The organism is Clostridium sp. D33t1_170424_F3 (genome assembly GCF_015667585.1).
In the GTDB taxonomy this organism is placed as follows: domain Bacteria; phylum Bacillota; class Clostridia; order Oscillospirales; family Acutalibacteraceae; genus Anaeromassilibacillus.
Genome location: NZ_JADPEG010000004.1, coordinates 55,588 through 71,934, shown reverse-complemented (window position 1 = coordinate 71,934; position 16,347 = coordinate 55,588). Strand labels below are relative to the sequence as shown.

The window sequence follows — 16,347 nt, the reverse complement described above, 5'->3', positions numbered from 1 at the left end:
TGTCAATAGCTTTTGCTACGATTTAATTGATGCTATTATGTTGTCATAATGACAACCAAGGAGGAATATTAATGCCATCAAAATTGCCGCATTACGCTTTAAGAATCCCTACCCAAACAATGGATAAACTGAAATACATTGCGGAGCGAAACGGTCGTTCAGCAAACAAAGAAATTGAGCAATTAATTCTCCAACACATTGCAGACTTTGAAAAAAAGAACGGAACTATACAGTTTGATGATGGGTTCGAGCCTCGTTCAAGATCATAAGGACAAACGCGTTAAATCCTATTCCTTTTTTCCTTGCTTCCTGCCGTATTTGTTCTTTCAATTCTGCAGGCAGGCGGATCGTTGTTTGCTCCCTTTCCAACCCCTCACCTCCTCGCCGCCTCTGGGCAATCTTTATTGCATTTTATCCTGCACCATGATATGCTTTTCCTGTCGTTCCTTATCAGGACGTGGGTTGAAATTCATACCTGTACTGCCCTGGCAATATGTTCTTATGCTGAGCCCCTTGCACGAGGGGCTCAAAATCTAAAACTAGATTATCATATCTGTACTGATAGTGCTTTATGGTAATAAAGCGGTATCTGTAATGCGTTGTCAATATGTTGTTATGTAATAATTGTCTTTCTGCCGCTCCTTCGGGGGCGGCTTTTTTATGCGGGTTTTTGAAGTGAGTCTTGATTGAATAAATAAGTCCAAGAATATTCTGGAAGTAAGTCAAAACAAGTTGTCCAAACTTCTGGTAATGTAAACGGGGTCTGGCCATTTAATTTGTTTTGCACAGTCTTCTCCGTAACCCCTAAAACCGCTGCATATGCTTTCATGGAGATTTTTTTATGTTCAAGAGCATTTTTTAAATTAGAAAACATTTTATCTTCCTCCTTTCTCTTACGATGCATCGTATTTCGTGTTTATATTATATATGACGCATCGTAATATGTCAACACCATTTTTACAATACATCGTAATTTATTTCTTGACTTGCAGACAATAGAACGTTACAATGTAAAAAAGGTGATAAAAGGAGTTGCATTATGAACTTTCTGGAAAAACTAGACAATCTAATTGCAGAAAAAGGTATTAATAAGAGCGTACTCTCGAAAGAAAGTGGTATTCCTTATACAACGATTGACGCATTTTATAAAAAGGGTTATCAAAATGCGAAATTACCTACCATTCAAAAGCTATGTGACTATTTTGATGTTACTTTAGATTATTTGGTGCGTGATGATATTGAAGACTATAATTATGGTAAACACGAAAAATACGATCCAAACTATATTAAACAAAGTGGTTTTCACCCGGATGATATAGTAGAAGGATATTATAAAAAATCCCCTGCCCCGGACTTGCCGGAAGCAGAGGATGAAGATCAAGTAGTAGATGAACTTGGAACGCCAAGAAGTGCATATAACCTATTTTATAGAATGCTTATCGAGCGGGGATACCTGAAAGAGGGAGATAATTTCACTCCCAGTCAAGCAAGATTTTTCTCCGGACTTCTGGAAATTGTCAATGCAGCCTACCCGGCTCCCGCGATACAAGTCGAGACTGACAATGTTGGATGATTCCTTCGGCACTGTGCCACGCAGGATTTGTCTCACCATTTCAACCGATCGTTGCGGACACGAATATGTTCTGCCCATGCATCTCACTCCCCTTATCATATTTGAGGGATATCTCCCCCTATAAATGTCACGACTGGGGAATACAAAAGGCGACATGTCAATTTTTGGTTATTTTATTTTTTGGGGAGGCTTTCCGCATGATGAGAAATCCTTTAGCTGAACCCCACACGATTTTGCGGGTTGATTTATTTGCTCTTTACATCCGTAAAAGCCGCGCGGACGATCCCGGCGAACCGCTGGAAGAAACGCTGAGGAAGCACAAGGAAATCCTTATGAAGTTCGCCCGCGATCACGGCATGGTAATTGCCCCTGAGGACGTCTACGAGGAAGTTGTATCCGGAGATAGCCTCTACGCCCGTCCTCAAATGCTGCGCCTTCTGGAGGCCGTGGAGGCCGGGAAATACACTGGCGTGCTCTGCATGGACATTCAGCGTCTCGGCAGAGGCTCTATGACCGATCAGGGCGTTATCCTGGACGCCTTCAAATATTCCGGCACGCGGATCATCACACCCAACAAAATCTACAACTTAGAGGACGATTCCGACGAAACCTACACGGAGTTCGAGGCGTTTATGGGCCGTCAGGAGCTGAAGATGATAAAGAAGCGCCTGCGCCGCGGAATCCAGAAGACCATCGACGACGGCGGCTACATTGCAAACGCCCCCTACGGCTACACCAAAACCAAGATCGGTAAACGGCCCACGTTGCAGGTCTGTGAAGAAGAAGCAAAGTTTGTCCGGATGATGTTCGACATGTACGCCAATAAAGGGATGGGCTGCCAGCAGATCGCGGACGCCGTGAACAGTATGGGAGCAAAACCGCACCGCACGGAGCAGTTCGGCCGCACTACCATCCGGCAGATTCTGAAGAGCCCAACCTACACCGGCAAGATTGTGTGGAATCAGAAGACGCATATCCGCCCGGGCGCGCGGGGAAATAAAAAGACCATCACCATCTATAATCCTCCTGAAAAGTGGTCCGTTACCGATGGAATGCATCCGGCTATCATCGATGAGGAGCTATTCCAGCGCGTTCAGCAGATTTTCGCGGGCCGCTATCATTCCCCCAGTTTTAAAGGCGTGGTGGAAAACCCTCTCGCCGGTCTGGTCATTTGCGGCAACTGCGGCGCGCACATGCAGCGGCAGGCTTGCGCCGGCGGTCCCATCCTCCTATGTCAAAAGCGCGGCTGCATCGTATCCAGCCGGTTAGAGCTTGTTGAGCAGGCGCTCATCCGTCTGCTGCGCGATGAAATGAACGCGCTGTCGGCACAGGGGAAAGCGGAGGAACGCAAGGCGTCCGACAACCACAGCGAACTACGGAAATCAATCGAGCAGGAAATCAAAACCGCCAGGCAGCAGGACGGCCGCCTGCACGATCTGCTGGAACAGGGCGTGTATGACACAGATACCTTCATGGAACGGCATAGATTGCTGCTGGGCAGGATCTCCAAGCTGGAAGAGCAGAAAGCGCGCATCGCGGAACCGGAACCCCGGCTCAACATCCCTGCGATGCAGGCGCGTATTCAATCGCTTCTGGATATGTACCAGGATTCGCCACCACAGGCTCGCAACGACTTTTTAAAGTCCATGGTTGATAAGATCATCTACCACAAGAAAAAGGGCGCACGGCCCGCAGAATTCGAATTAGAGCTATACCTTTTACCCATTTACTTATAGGGTGGTCACTCTTCTGATAAAGACTGTCTGGAGGACCTCCGCGTTTACTTCACACCCGATAAGCACGATTTGATTGAGCAAGCCACGAACGTCCGAATCCGGAACGTGGAAGTGATCACGGTATACCTAGACCTGGAGCCCGTTCCTTTTAATAAGGGATTCTACTCCGTTGATATGACCTTTTTCTTTGACGTCTGCCTGGATGTGTACTCCCTCCCGGCTGGCGGCCCCGTGATCGTGAGCGGTATTGCGGTATTTAACAAGAAAGTGATTCTGTTCGGCAGCGAAGGCAACGTCAAAATGTTCAGCTCCGATCTTGCCTGCGACGATGTCGATCCGCAAATCACCTCCGGCAGAGTGCTTCCCAAAGCGACCGTGCAGGTAGCCGAGCCAATCGGTCTATCCGCGCGCATCTGTGACCGTCCAATGACGTGCTGCGATCCCTGCTGCCGGATTCCGGACTGCATCTGCCAGCGCTTTGGCGGAAATTTTGAGACCAATACCTGCCGCAATATCTACGTAACCATCGGCCTGTTCACCATTGTGCAGATCGTGCGCAATGTACAGATGCTGATTCCGGCCTATGATTTCTGTATTCCGGAAAAGGAATGCGTAACAACCAGTGATAATCCCTGCGACATGTTCCGCCGTATTGAGTTCCCCACGAATGAATTCTTCCCTCCGAAGGTAGGAGAATGCGGCTGTGACGAACATTGCCATAAACCAAGGTGCTGCGATTAAGGCTAGTTTCTCCGCAAAGCGCTCTATCCTGCTTTGCGCCCGATCTGCGGTATCAAAATTGAATGCGTAGAAACGGAGTTCCAACCCTCCCTTACACTGTCGTATAGGCCGGAAGGCGAAAGTTGGCCTCCGGTCTATACAACGCCCCATACCCGTATAACCGGATATGGGGCGTTTCCTTTTATGGGCAGCAGAAAAGGCAGCCAGTCAAGACTGCCCTTTAAGGTTTTCTTAATATTACGGACGCATTCTGAGGCGCTGACCCGGAAAAATGCGGTCGGGATCCGGAATATCGTTCAGCCACACGAGCATTTCCACGCTGGTGCCAAACCGATTGGCAAGAGCACTCAGGGTATCCCCCGGACGCACGACATACCAGGCCGGCAGGGTAATATCCCCAATAATCTCATCGTCCACTACAGGCGGTACTGGGGTGACCGGGCGATCCGCAACGGCAATCCGCAGCGTCTGTCCCGGATAAATCCGGTCCACATCAATAATTCCGTTATAGCGGGCCAGGTCATTCACCGAGGTATTGTATCTCTGCGCAATGTTCCAAAGTGTATCCCCCGGAACAATCGTATAGATAATGGTTTCCATAAACATGTCACTCCTTGTCTGCTTGATCAAGTATTATTCCCAATATATGTTTCCAAGCGGGTGGAAGTGCATCTGACCGGCAATAAAGTCTTGTTTTTATACGCGGTTTTAAAGAGTTCCGCATAAGCTGTGAAAAGTATGCCAAAAATAGGCATAGAAGGGATTTTTTCGCACTCTTATCTAGTTTCAAATCCAAATTTTTACAAGATTTTAAATATTGCACAAATCAAAACACTTGTAATTGTGCAATATATATGATATAATCTTTTATGTAAACTACAAGGAGGTATATATGAAACTGTATAACATCAGTGTGGGTGAATTTGTAAACCTGCTTGAGCATGCAAAAGGCAATGTGTTTCTCACGACTGGCGAGGGAATCTCTTTCTGCCTGAACAGTAAGTTGGCACAGCTTTACTGCATCAAGATGCTGGTAGAAAAATCCGGAAGCAACCGGATCTCTCCGGAAATCGAATTTGAGAATGAAGAGGATGAAAAAATGTTTGCGGCTTATTGGATGAGCCGGTGTGCGAAGACCAGTGGTTGGTGTGAATAAAAGTTGTTAAAAAATCGCTTTTCTTTCATCCCTTGTTCCCAATGGATAATTGTGTTTATGTAGTTTACATGGTATAATCAGGTATCAGTTTTAAGAATGATAGGAGGAGACGAACCAATGAAACTGTACGACATTGATATTCAAAAATTACTGGATCTTCTGGACAAGGCAAAGGGTAACGTTTATCTGGTGACAGAGGATGGGAACACCTTGAACCTGAAGAGCAAACTGTGCCAGCTCTACGGGGTGCGCTCCCTGTTGGACAGCGCAAAGAGTTCTACCGTTTCCGCTGAGTTGAAGGTAGAAGATCCCGAGGATGAATCCATGTTCCTGGATTACATGATCGGCAACTGACAAATTCCCCACAAAAACGAACCCACCGCTGATTTTTTCAGCGGTGGGTTTTTTCTATTTCTCTTTAAATAGAACGAAGCCGCCTGAGGGTAAGCAGGCGGCTTTTTAAGGGAGTGGGTTGTATATGGGTTCTTATAATCAATAATAAAGAGGTTAACTTACTGCAAAATTGCAGTTTTTAGCAACTTTCTGTGCTGCTGGTATCGCTGCCGGTCTCTCTGCCTGCAGAAGTGTAGAATGTAAACGTTGCAGTTACACGATATGTACCGGAAGAAACCGGATAAGTCTCATCCAGAGACGCGCTGTTTCCATTGATTGTATCGCTCCAGGTTTTAACGGCCGACCAACCGCTGGACGTCTTCTTCTGCAGTGTTGCCTTGATTGTAATTTTTGTTACATTGCTGCTGCCTTCCGCTTCCGCATATACATAGGCAGTACCATTCGAAATTGACAGATCCGCATACATATTTACAATATCGTTATAACGCGGCTGAATCTGATCTGCGGCAACTGGATCGGTATCCAGCTCTACAGATGTGGCGGCCATCGCCTGGGTCCCCATGGCGAACAGCAAACAGAATGTACAAACAAGTGCGAGTGTCTTTTTCAGCATTTAAAATGCCCTCCTTAAAAAGTTTTACATTAACTAGAACGTAAAAAATCGGCAAAAGGGGACAACTTTTTGAAAAAAATTTAAAAAAATTTTTTATTTATCTTATTTAGATATAAAACAGCTTGTTTTATATCTAAATTCACATTATTCGGTAAATTATTCTATTTAATCATTTATAATACAGAAACAAAAAAAGACCTCTTCCAAGCGTTTCCGCCTGAAAGAGGTCTTACTTCATTCTCTTAAGCCACTGCCTGAATCTGCTCTGTAATTCGGCCGTCTTCGCCAAATGTATATGTAATCCCGTCAATCACTCTCTTTGTATTGACGACGTATTGTCCGTCTTCATAATAATACTGTTCCCCATCGTAGGTCGCCCAACCGGTTGTCGGGTATGTAACCTGGGGCAACTTAAACCACTTGGTCCATTTGATATTCTTCCGTCCAAAGACCTGCTCATATTTCATATCTTCGCCAGTACTGCGGTTGTCCACCGCCATATTGTTGCCAACATAAACGCCCACATGACCGGGCTGATAAAGAATCAAACCGTGAATTCTCGGCAGAGAAGATTTGTCGTTGTAATCGATGTTTCCGGAAACTTCCGCACTTTTCAGCATCGCAGAAGAGCTGCCCGCCACAGAAGCGGAACCCGGCTTTGGATTTTTCCCTTCCCCCTGCCACCAGATATAGGACTTAATCAAACCGGAGCAGTCGCTGGCACGCTTGTCCCCAACAAACTGGCCGTAACAGCCGCTCCTGTACTTCCAGCCGTTTTTATAAGCCAGCAGCACATGATTTGCCAACCCGACGCCCGTCTTTTCTTCCGCCGCTTTCGCCGCAACACTATGACCGAAATTTGCGGTCAGCATTAACGCTGCAAAAACCAGCGTAAATAAAAGAAGAAATTTCCGTTTCATTGCAACCTCCCAAGTATATGAATCATCGGCAAGCCGGTACAGCTTGTCCTTTTATGCATTTCTGTAACATTCATTACAATCAAATTACAACTTGTAACAAATTGGTTACAGTATACCATATCAACAGGGAGGTTGACAAGCCTTCAAAAGAAAATAATTACAATTTGTAACAGTTTTTCAAGGTAAACCGTAACAATTCGCAGCAAAATATAGAAAGGGTGCGGAATACCGCCTGAGAAAGGCTTTTTCCGCACCCTTTTTCTATTTTACAAAGATTACAGGCATGCCAGCACACACTTGACGATTTCGTCCGTATGCATGCCGCGCGAACCCTTCACAAGTACTACATCGCCGCGCTGCAAATATTTTTTTAAGGCGGAAACCGCTTCGTCGTTGGTATCACACACCAGACAGAGCAATTCCGGATTTTCCTTCTTTGCGCCGTCCGCCATTCGCTTTGCCCGCTTTCCAACGGTGACCAGCGCGTCGATCCCTGTGCGCGCCGCATAAGCGCCAACTTCGTAATGCGCCCGGTCCTCCAGCGCGCCCAGCTCCAGCATATCGGCAAGCACCGCGATACAGCGTCCGTCCTGCTCGCGAAGCGTTTGCAGGACGTCCAGGCTGCTCTTAATGGCATCCGGGCTGGCATTATAGGAATCGTCTATAACGGTTACCCCGTTCTGTCTGTGAAGCTGCTGCCGCATGGCGAGCGGATGGTATCCGCCCAGCGACTCCGCGGCCGCCTGCAAATCCACCCCCAGCACCTGGGAAACCGCCAGGCTGGCAAGCGCGTTGGTGACGTTGTGCAGTCCCAGAACCGGCAATTCCACCCGCTGGCGGGTTTCATCCGCACAGAAGAGGAACCGGACGCCATTAGGATGGAATTCGATCTGCTCCGCACGGTAGTCGCACCAGGGCTGCATGCCGAAATACCGCATGCGCACCTGCATCCGGCCTCTCAGCCCGGCGAGCAGCGGATCGTCGCCATTTAAAAATAAAATGGATTCCGGCGTAAAACGGTCAATGATGTGCAGCTTTTCCTCCATGATGTTTTGCTGTGTTTTCAGCTGCTGGATATGCGAAATCCCTATGTTCGTAACCACCGCGATATTGGGCGCGGCAATCTGCGCCAGGCGGCTCATCTCGCCAAAGTCGCTCATGCCCATTTCCACCACGGCGGCTTCATTTTGCGGTTCCAAACGGAACAGCGTCAGCGGCAGGCCGATCTGACTGTTGAAATTTCCTTCCGTCTTCATGACGTTTTTGCCTGCGGAAAGGGCCAACGCTATCATTTCCTTTGTCGTCGTCTTGCCAACGCTGCCGGTCACGCCGACAACCGGAATGGCAAACCGCGCCCGGTAGGCCGTCGCGATCAGCTGCAGGGCCGTCTGGGTGCTGGGTACGCGAATCCACGCGTGCGTGTCCTCCATCTGCGCATGTTCTTCCGTCAGGGAGGCGACGGCGCCCGCCGCAAAGGTTGCGTCAATATACGCGTGCGCGTCTGTGCGCTCCCCCTTGATCGGTACAAACAGCGCACCCGGCTCGATCTGGCGGCTGTCCGTGCTGACGGAGGTCACCACTGTCTCCACATCTCCACAGAGCAGCTCTCCCCCGCACGCTTCCAGAATTTCTCCCACTGTCATTCTCATTTTCCTGCCTCCTTTTCCATTGGATCATCGGACGGAATCCCCTTCCGCCGTTCTTTCCACATCCCCATCAGACCGAGAGCCCTTCCTCTTTTAAAATATCGGCGATGACTTCCCGTTCGTCCAGATGGTACTTGACGCCCTTGATTTCCTGATAATCCTCATGTCCTTTCCCGGCCAGCACGATAATATCGCCATCCTGCGCGGTATCCATACAGTATTTAATCGCCTCTTTGCGGTCCGGAATCACAATATATTTCCCGCTCGTTTTATGCAGCCCCACCTCGATGTCTGCGATGATGTCCATCACGTCCTCAAAACGGGAATTGTCCGCGGTAATGACGGACAGGTCCGCCAGCCGGCCGCTCACCTCCCCCATTTCATAGCGGCGGGACCGCGCGCGGTTTCCGCCCGCGCCGAACATGCACACCAGACGGTTCGGACGGTACTCCCGGAGGGTCTCCAAAATATTCTCCATGCTGACCGCGTTGTGTGCGTAGTCGATCAACAGCGTGTAATTGCCCGGCACCTTGACCGGTTCCACACGCCCCTTTACGTGCACTCCGTTCAGGCCGTCCCGGATGTTCTGCTCGCTCACGTCGAAATGACGGCACACGGCAATGGCAGCCAGCGCGTTATAGACGCTGAAATGGCCGGGAATATCAACGTCCACACCGAACGCACAGGAACCTTCCAACTCAAAATGTACGCCCAGATAGCCGGGCCGGGAAATCAGCTGTTCCGCCTTTGCACGCAGCTCCGCCTCCTTGTGAAAACCATAGGTTTCCAGGCGGCAGGTATGGCCCTCTGTGATGCCTTGCCAGTTTTCATCGTCAATGTTAATGATTCCGGTTTCACACTGGCGGAATAGCATCGCCTTGCACTGACGGTATTCTTCCAGAGATTGATGCTCGTTCCCCCCGATGTGATCCGGTGAGAAATTGGTAAACAGGCCAATTGCAAAGGTAAAACCGGAAACCCGGTGGTCCCGAAGGCCGATGGAGGACGCCTCGATGACCGCCGCTTTACAGCCCGTGTCAGCCATTTGGCGCAGGTAGCTCTGCACCTCATAGGATTCCGGCGTGGTATTCTCCGTCTTGATAACCTGATTCCCGATCACCGTACCGATGGTGCCGATCAAGCCGGTTTTGATGCCCGCGCTCTCCAATATGGAGCGGATCATATAGGAAGTCGTCGTTTTTCCCTTTGTCCCCGTCAGGCCGATCACCTTCAAATCCCGCGCCGGGTGCCCAAAAAACGCTGCGGACAGCACGGCAAGCGCATACCGGGTATTCTTCACCCGCACGACCGGCACGCCTTCCACCGGTACTTCCCGCTGCACCACCAGCGCCGCGGCACCTGCCTCCACCGCCTTTTCCGCATAGATATGTCCGTCCACCTGCGAACCGCTGAGACAGACAAAAACCGACCCCGGCTGCACCTTGCGGGAATCATAAACCAGGCTTGTGATCTCCTGTTCCACATTTCCGGAACAGGTATAGTCCAGGCCTTCCAGCAACTCTTTTAAAACCATAGCAAACCTCCCGTATCCCCGCGCAGACTCTTTCTTTTTCGGGAACACTTTTATTCTTCATTATTTTTATTCCGCGTCCAAGAGGGAATATAACTTGTTGATTTCGTTTTCATTGGTATAATCGCATGCGGAAAGCGCGGCGCGGTAACCGCTGCACAGCAAATCATCCCGCAGCAGCTTTTCCAGCCCGTTTGCAATTCCGTTGGAGGTCATGGGAACAATCAATCCGTTGACGCCTGATGTAATCTGATCTTTCGCCGTGGAAAAGTCCGTCAGCAGGATGGGACAGCATAAGACCATCGCCTCATCCACCGCAATGGATTTTCCCTCAAACCGGGACGGCTGCAGGTACAGATCGCACGCTTTCAGGTATGGGTACGGGTTGGGCTGTTCTCCCAGAAAGCGGACGTCATCCTCTACTCCAAGGGTCCGCACCTGTTCGCGCAGAGCGGCTTCTTCCGGGCCGACTCCTATGATATACCATCTGAAAGAAAGACCTTTTTTCCGAAGCTCTGCCACAGCGGGTATTGCCAGATCCAGCCCTTTTTGATGGGACAGCCGCGCAATGGAAAGCACACGTTTTCCATCGAATGTATCCCCAAAATCCGCCGGTTCCTCCGCCATTTTACGCATAAACGTCGCGGAAATAATATTGTAGACGACATGGAATTTATCTTTACAGTCCGGAAAATTCTGCTCCAACGCCTCTCGGCAGCCTTCGGAAACCGTGCAGAGCGCGTCCAGCTGCTCCACATAGGGCCGGTCGAACGCACTGTTTAAACCCATCGCCGTGTAATCGCCATGGATAAAACCGATCTTCCGTTTTGCCCGCACCTTTGTCACGGCATAGTAAATCGGCTGCCCCTCCATGAACGCGACCACCGAATCGTACTCGCCGTGTGCGGGGCGGACGAAATGTTTTTCGATCTGCCACATGCGCGCCAGACGGTCGCCCATCCCGCCGGGCGTTTTTCCGGCAAACGTCACCAGCAGGCGGCACAAAGACGCCAGCGGGTGTCCTTTCCTGAGAAGCGCGGGCAGCGCCTGACGGATATTGTATTTATATTCCGCCGGAAACAGCGGAGGCAGCAGGTTGACCTCCCTGGGCACACGCTCCAGGAACAACCCCTCGTTTGCAAACAGCTGAAGGTCAACCTCATATTTTTCAAAATCAAACAATGAAAGCAGCGTGACCAGGCTCTTTTCGATCCCACCGCTGTGCAGGCTGTAATTGAGAAACAGCACCCGTTTCTTCTGGGGCACTTCCATCCCTCCCGGCAGATTATTTTTTCCGCGCATTATGAAACAGCATACGGGAATAAAAGCGGTAAAACAGATAGACCGCCGCAGGGCTTCCCGTCCGGATAACACGCAGCACCAGGCGGTCCGCCCGGGAGCCTCCCGCCAGATAGCCGGATGCGGCGGCTTCTTTTAACAGCGGGGTTTCCAGAATGCCGCGCACTTCCGCCCTGCGCTGTCTGGCCGCAGCCGGATTGTGCGGGCTGAAACAGTTGACCAGCGCGGAATGCGCCGCATTGCGCAGCAGCCACGCCAGATGGCGTTCCCCATATGCATCATACAATCCCTGCTTTTTGAGAAATGCATCCACAACATGAAAACATTCCGTCATCATCTCCATTTTATGGGGACGGTAACGCGTACTGAGGGAAACCGGGTTGTAGCGGTAATGATAATACGCCCCTTCCAAAAACAGGACGCGCTGCGCCAGCGCATGCGCCTGAATGGACACCGGCAGATCTTCCAGCATGATTTCCTGCTCGTTGTAGTAAGACAGTCGATTCTGCAAAAACCATTCACGGCGGTACAGCCTGCGCCAGGCGCAGCCCAGCATTTCCACACCGCGCCATACGCCGCCCGCCGCGTCCGGACCGATCAATTCCGCCAGCATCAGCCTGTTTGCCTCTTCATTGGAAATTCCATCGTCCAACGGAAGCGTACAGATACGACTTTCCCCATCGATTAGATTTTCCCGCACGTAGTTGAACACGACCAAATCGGCCTTCTGTGCAGAAGCCGCCCTATACAGATTTTCCAGCGCATCCGCGTCGATCCAGTCGTCGGAATCCACAAAGGACAGATACTCCCCTGTCGCATGTTCTATGCCGTAATTCCGGGTATATCCCAAACCGCTGTGCGGCTTGTCCAGCACCTTAACGCGCGGATCCGTCTCATAGGCGCGCGCCAGCTCCAGGGAACGATCGGTTGAAGCGTCGTTTACGAGCAGCACTTCAATATCCTGCAGGGTTTGGGACAAAATACTATTAACGCACTGATCCAGATACGCTTCCACGTTGTAGACCGGTACGATCACACTTACCTTTGGCAAAAACCAATCCCCTTTCTTAAACCGAATTACGCGCCGATAAACAGTAAAATGCGGTGCATCATCGCTTTCCAGTCGTAGTGCTCCTCCGCAAACAGGCGTTCCTGCGCGCAGCATTGCGGATCCCCGCGACATTGGTCCACAAACGCGATCAGCTCCTCCATGTCGACCGGGCTGTCATCGTTGGGAATGCGCATCGCAAACGGCTCTCTGCCGTCCAGGCTGTCGTCGTCATACGCGTAGAGGAACGGCAGTCCCGCCGCGGCGTACTCCCTGGCCTTTAAAGAGGAACAACGCGTCATCCCGCGCCGGTAGCAGCCGAGCGTGGAAATCCCCACATCCGCCGCCTGGTAGGTTTGATTGAGCTCTTTTCCCGTCTGAAATCCGGGACAGAGCACATCCTCCTTTAAACCCAGCTTTTCCACCTGCGCCAGAAAGTCCGGCATCTCCGTCCGGTCGCCGCCCACCAGAATAAAACGAAGAGACCGCTTGCCTCCGCTTTTCCGATAGTCGCGCATGCCCTGCAATATCCGGTCATACCCCTGCCACCAGAGTGTCCCGGCAACGCCCAAAAGCGTGATGGGACTGCCCTCCGGTTTGGGCATCACCACCGGAATCATATCGGTATCAATACCGTTGTCAGCATTCATTGCTTTTACGCCATAAAACTGTTCCGCATGGTTGCCGTACAGAACGACGCCGTCCACAAGCCCTTTCAGCGAACGGCCGGAAAGGCGGTCGTCCGCCACATTGACCGCGATTTTTGCCGCCGTTATCAGCCGTGCTTTGAGTCCCTTTGCATATTGCATATTGCGTGCATAGTCCCTGAGATAGGGAAAATTTGGAATTTCAATTCCAATGTGCCGCGTCCCGTTCCGCCGGGCGGCTTTGCAGAGGCGAACGGCATCTGAACTGATGCGGTCCAGCCGGATATAGAGAATATCGACACTGTGAGAGGAAACATACTCCTCTGCGATCTGAAAAAACTGTTTCATTTTAGGCCCCGGGCCAATTTGTTTTGTCTGGGGATCGGCGCCAAAAAACTGCATGGCCGCTTCACGCCAAAGCGTATAGGTCACGGTATGGCCCAGCTTTTGAAAGGCCGCCGCCTGCCCCCGTATTTTCCGGGTGACGCCGAGATACAGCGGCGCATCTTCCTGGAACGTCAAATAGAGCAAATTCATATCGGTAAAAGCCCTCTTTCCCAAGGCCCTATATCGCCTTGTGATTCCCACTTTACACAAATTTTCTATTACAAATTATACCATTGCACCCCACACAGGGCAAGAGCAAACTGCCCCTGGTTCTTCCTTGAAAAGTATGGGCCGCTATGGTATCCTTAATACCAAAACACTAGGATTCCCACATGCTGGGAACGAAAACGGAGGCGCCTCCATGAAAAACAGTCTGGTCCTTTTGACAAAAACATACCCTTTTGATAAGGGAGAGGAATTCATAGAAGACGAGGTCCCTGTTCTCGCAAAAGCTTTTTCACACATCTATCTCATTGCCACCAGTACGGCCTCCGCGCCGGTGCAAACCCGCAAAACGCCGGATAACGTGACGGTGCTGCACATCTGCGCCGCCGCGGTCAAGCGCCGCCTGCTCAGCGCCGCTCTGCCGTATTTCCCTTTTACGGATTTCCGTGGATACGCGGACAAAAACGAGCAGAAGGCGATCCACGGCGCCCTGAAAAAGCGGGCATATCTCGCCTATTTCACTGCCAAAGCGGAAGCTGTGTACCGGGAAGCCAAAACGCTTTTAAACGGTTGTGATCTGGACGCCTGTGACGGCGTTACTTTTTACAGCTACTGGTTTTACGATATAGCCCTTGCGGCAATCCGGCTTCGGGACGAGTGTCCAAATAAATGTAAAAAGGCGGTCAGCCGCGCGCACCGGTACGATTTGTATGCCGACCGCAACGCATTAAATTATCTGCCGCTCCGTCCGTATCTTTTACAGCAGATTGACAAAGTCTATCCCTGTTCCGAGGATGGCCGCCGGTACCTGCAAAACCTCTATCCGGAATACCGGTCCAAGATCGAAACCGCCTACCTGGGCACCCGGGATTTTGGCGCCGCGCCCGCTCCGGCAGGCCAGCCGCTCCGCATCGCCAGCTGCTGCCATATCTCGCCCGTCAAGCGCGTGGAGATGCTGGCGCAGTCCCTCGCGCTCCTAAAGAACAGCGGCCTCCCGCTCCAATGGACGCATTTCGGTGGTGGGGACGGCCTGGACGCGCTGAAAACCTATGCCTCTGAGCATCTTTTCTTTATGGATGTAACATTTGCAGGCAGCGTAAAAAATACAGAGCTGATGGCGTATTATCAAACGCAGCCTGTTGACCTTTTTATCAACACCAGCAGTTCGGAGGGACTCCCGGTAAGCATCATGGAGGCGTGTTCCTTTGGCATTCCCAGTATCGCAACAAACGTGGGCGGCACATCGGAGATCATTCGTCAGGACGAAACCGGCTACTTGCTGGACTGCGATTTTTCCCCGAAGGAACTGGCGGACCGGATTCTTTCGTTTTCCCGGACGCCCAAGGCCGAACAGGATGTCATGCGCCAAAACTGCCGCCGCATCTGGCAGGAAAACTTCTGCGGAGAAACCAACTTTACGCATTTCGCCGCCAAAATTCAGCCACACGTATAAAAAGCTGCCGTACCCTTCCGGTTTTTGAATGCACTCCGGTTCACCCCAGCAGAAAAAGATCTTTTGTTACGTTCAAAAATTGATAATCTGATGTTCTTAATCATATGAAATAAAAAATCCCTGGAGAGCGCAACTCTCCAGGGATTTTATCATCCAAAAACAATTGAAAAATAGTCTCTAAAAATATAGCCGTCCTGTCCGTTGTAAGAAATTTTTACCCATTCTTCGGTACTGCCAGCCTTGTCCACATAGTACTTATCCGACTGCTGAGCGCGTCCGATCACCTCGTTGTCCTGTCCCGGGCCGCTTCTTACATTGGCATAGCTTCCTTCCACAATATTGACCACCTGCCCAATACAGATTGGTACGGCAGGCAGCGGCGGAGGCGTTTGATTTAAATTGACTTCTACCGGCCCGGACGATTCCGGTTCCGAGGATTCCGGCTGCTCCGATACCTCGGAGGAGCTTGTTCCGGAAGAAGTGCCGTTGTCTTCTTCCGGCTTGCCAAAACATCCGGAAAGCAGCAACAAACTCAGTGCCATTATCACACAAAGGAATTTCTTCATGAAATCCCTCCCCATTTTAATTTTTATCATGATTCCATAAAGAGGCGCAACAACCACCACAACGGAACCATGTTCACTCAGGCGTCAAAATTTTTAATTTTGGTTCCGTCCTTTTGTGAGGTTATTATACCACTTATTTCCGTCCAAGTGCAACAGGATTTATGGATAAATTTCTCATATACTGCTCTTCCGCCATCTTTTTTGATATTTTGCACAGATACGCAGACAATATAAAGAAAAAACACAATGGCAGAAAGGAAGATTGCTATGGATTTAAATCCGGCTGATCTCAACAATATCTGTGAAGCGCTGGAACAAATGGAATTCCGGTGCGCAAGAAACCTCCATTTGATTGAGGAGTTGATCCAAACGACCGGCGACCGAAACGCGCGCCTGGAGCAGGAGCTGCTGCAAAAAAGTCTGGAACGTTACCAAACCACCTTATTCAAAGTAAAGGCCCTGCAAAAAGATTTTGCATAACTGTAATTTCTATTGTCACAACAAACATGCCA

Annotated in this window: 18 protein-coding genes; 8 read left to right on the top strand and 10 right to left on the bottom strand. The window is 50.3% G+C overall.

Translation table 11 applies throughout. From position 1 onward, the window contains the following. Positions 1 to 71: 71 nt before the first annotated feature. A complete protein-coding gene (locus I4V53_RS03720; protein WP_195984049.1) occupies positions 72 to 269 on the top strand; it encodes an Arc family DNA-binding protein in 198 nt (65 codons plus the stop codon). Between the two features lie 389 nt (positions 270 to 658). Here the strand turns inward: I4V53_RS03720 and I4V53_RS03715 are convergent, their stop codons facing one another. Then, positions 659 to 874 carry a helix-turn-helix domain-containing protein gene (locus I4V53_RS03715; protein WP_195984048.1) on the bottom strand — a complete coding sequence of 72 codons (216 nt, stop codon included), beginning with the start codon at positions 872 to 874 and terminating at the stop codon, positions 659 to 661. A gap of 165 nt (positions 875 to 1,039) precedes the next feature. Between I4V53_RS03715 and I4V53_RS03710 the strand changes: the two genes are divergently transcribed. From I4V53_RS03710 to I4V53_RS03700, 3 genes are all read left to right on the top strand, one after another. Then, a complete protein-coding gene (locus I4V53_RS03710) occupies positions 1,040 to 1,573 on the top strand; it encodes a helix-turn-helix domain-containing protein (RefSeq protein WP_195984047.1) in 534 nt (177 codons plus the stop codon). Between the two features lie 197 nt (positions 1,574 to 1,770). After that, positions 1,771 to 3,309, top strand: a complete 1,539-nt coding sequence (locus I4V53_RS03705) for a recombinase family protein (protein WP_286167013.1) — start codon at positions 1,771 to 1,773, stop codon at positions 3,307 to 3,309. Between the two features lie 69 nt (positions 3,310 to 3,378). Then, positions 3,379 to 4,050, top strand: coding sequence for a hypothetical protein (locus I4V53_RS03700; protein ID WP_050697553.1), 672 nt, complete (start codon positions 3,379 to 3,381; stop codon positions 4,048 to 4,050). 237 nt (positions 4,051 to 4,287) lie between these two features. Here the strand turns inward: I4V53_RS03700 and I4V53_RS03695 are convergent, their stop codons facing one another. Then, entirely contained in the window at positions 4,288 to 4,650 is a 363-nt protein-coding gene (locus tag I4V53_RS03695; RefSeq protein ID WP_286167012.1) for a LysM peptidoglycan-binding domain-containing protein, read from the bottom strand. Positions 4,651 to 4,942: 292 nt separating this feature from the next. Here I4V53_RS03695 and I4V53_RS03690 point away from each other — a divergent pair, with 292 nt between their 5' ends. Both I4V53_RS03690 and I4V53_RS03685 read left to right on the top strand, forming a co-directional pair. Beyond that, a complete protein-coding gene (locus I4V53_RS03690; RefSeq protein ID WP_195984045.1) occupies positions 4,943 to 5,206 on the top strand; it encodes a hypothetical protein in 264 nt (87 codons plus the stop codon). 117 nt (positions 5,207 to 5,323) lie between these two features. Further along, positions 5,324 to 5,560: a hypothetical protein gene (locus I4V53_RS03685; RefSeq protein WP_050697550.1), complete on the top strand. Its 237-nt coding sequence runs from the start codon at positions 5,324 to 5,326 to the stop codon at positions 5,558 to 5,560. A gap of 178 nt (positions 5,561 to 5,738) precedes the next feature. Here I4V53_RS03685 and I4V53_RS03680 read toward each other — a convergent pair whose 3' ends face one another. From I4V53_RS03680 to I4V53_RS03650, 7 genes are all read right to left on the bottom strand, one after another. Further along, positions 5,739 to 6,173 carry a hypothetical protein gene (locus tag I4V53_RS03680; RefSeq protein ID WP_195984044.1) on the bottom strand — a complete coding sequence of 145 codons (435 nt, stop codon included), beginning with the start codon at positions 6,171 to 6,173 and terminating at the stop codon, positions 5,739 to 5,741. A 242-nt stretch (positions 6,174 to 6,415) separates the two neighbouring features. Beyond that, positions 6,416 to 7,093: a hypothetical protein gene (locus tag I4V53_RS03675; protein WP_195984043.1), complete on the bottom strand. Its 678-nt coding sequence runs from the start codon at positions 7,091 to 7,093 to the stop codon at positions 6,416 to 6,418. A gap of 275 nt (positions 7,094 to 7,368) precedes the next feature. Next, a complete protein-coding gene (locus tag I4V53_RS03670; RefSeq protein ID WP_195984042.1) occupies positions 7,369 to 8,742 on the bottom strand; it encodes a UDP-N-acetylmuramoyl-tripeptide--D-alanyl-D-alanine ligase in 1,374 nt (457 codons plus the stop codon). A 67-nt stretch (positions 8,743 to 8,809) separates the two neighbouring features. After that, entirely contained in the window at positions 8,810 to 10,273 is a 1,464-nt protein-coding gene (locus I4V53_RS03665; protein WP_195984041.1) for a UDP-N-acetylmuramoyl-L-alanyl-D-glutamate--2,6-diaminopimelate ligase, read from the bottom strand. Between the two features lie 66 nt (positions 10,274 to 10,339). Continuing rightward, the gene (locus I4V53_RS14120) at positions 10,340 to 11,536 is read right to left on the bottom strand and encodes a glycosyltransferase (protein WP_195984040.1); all 1,197 of its coding nucleotides are present in this window, start codon (positions 11,534 to 11,536) and stop codon (positions 10,340 to 10,342) included. Between the two features lie 19 nt (positions 11,537 to 11,555). Continuing rightward, positions 11,556 to 12,620 carry a glycosyltransferase family 2 protein gene (locus I4V53_RS03655; protein WP_195984039.1) on the bottom strand — a complete coding sequence of 355 codons (1,065 nt, stop codon included), beginning with the start codon at positions 12,618 to 12,620 and terminating at the stop codon, positions 11,556 to 11,558. A 26-nt stretch (positions 12,621 to 12,646) separates the two neighbouring features. Further along, a complete protein-coding gene (locus I4V53_RS03650) occupies positions 12,647 to 13,801 on the bottom strand; it encodes a glycosyltransferase family protein (RefSeq protein ID WP_195984038.1) in 1,155 nt (384 codons plus the stop codon). Positions 13,802 to 14,012: 211 nt separating this feature from the next. On the opposite strand from I4V53_RS03650, the gene I4V53_RS03645 reads away from it, so the two are divergent. Then, complete coding sequence (locus I4V53_RS03645; RefSeq protein WP_195984037.1) at positions 14,013 to 15,269, top strand: glycosyltransferase; 1,257 nt, start codon at positions 14,013 to 14,015, stop codon at positions 15,267 to 15,269. A 149-nt stretch (positions 15,270 to 15,418) separates the two neighbouring features. Here I4V53_RS03645 and I4V53_RS03640 read toward each other — a convergent pair whose 3' ends face one another. Then, positions 15,419 to 15,835 (bottom strand): SH3 domain-containing protein, encoded by a 417-nt coding sequence (locus tag I4V53_RS03640; protein ID WP_195984036.1) that lies wholly within the window; start codon positions 15,833 to 15,835, stop codon positions 15,419 to 15,421. A gap of 267 nt (positions 15,836 to 16,102) precedes the next feature. On the opposite strand from I4V53_RS03640, the gene I4V53_RS03635 reads away from it, so the two are divergent. After that, complete coding sequence (locus I4V53_RS03635; RefSeq protein ID WP_195984035.1) at positions 16,103 to 16,315, top strand: hypothetical protein; 213 nt, start codon at positions 16,103 to 16,105, stop codon at positions 16,313 to 16,315. Positions 16,316 to 16,347: the final 32 nt, after the last annotated feature.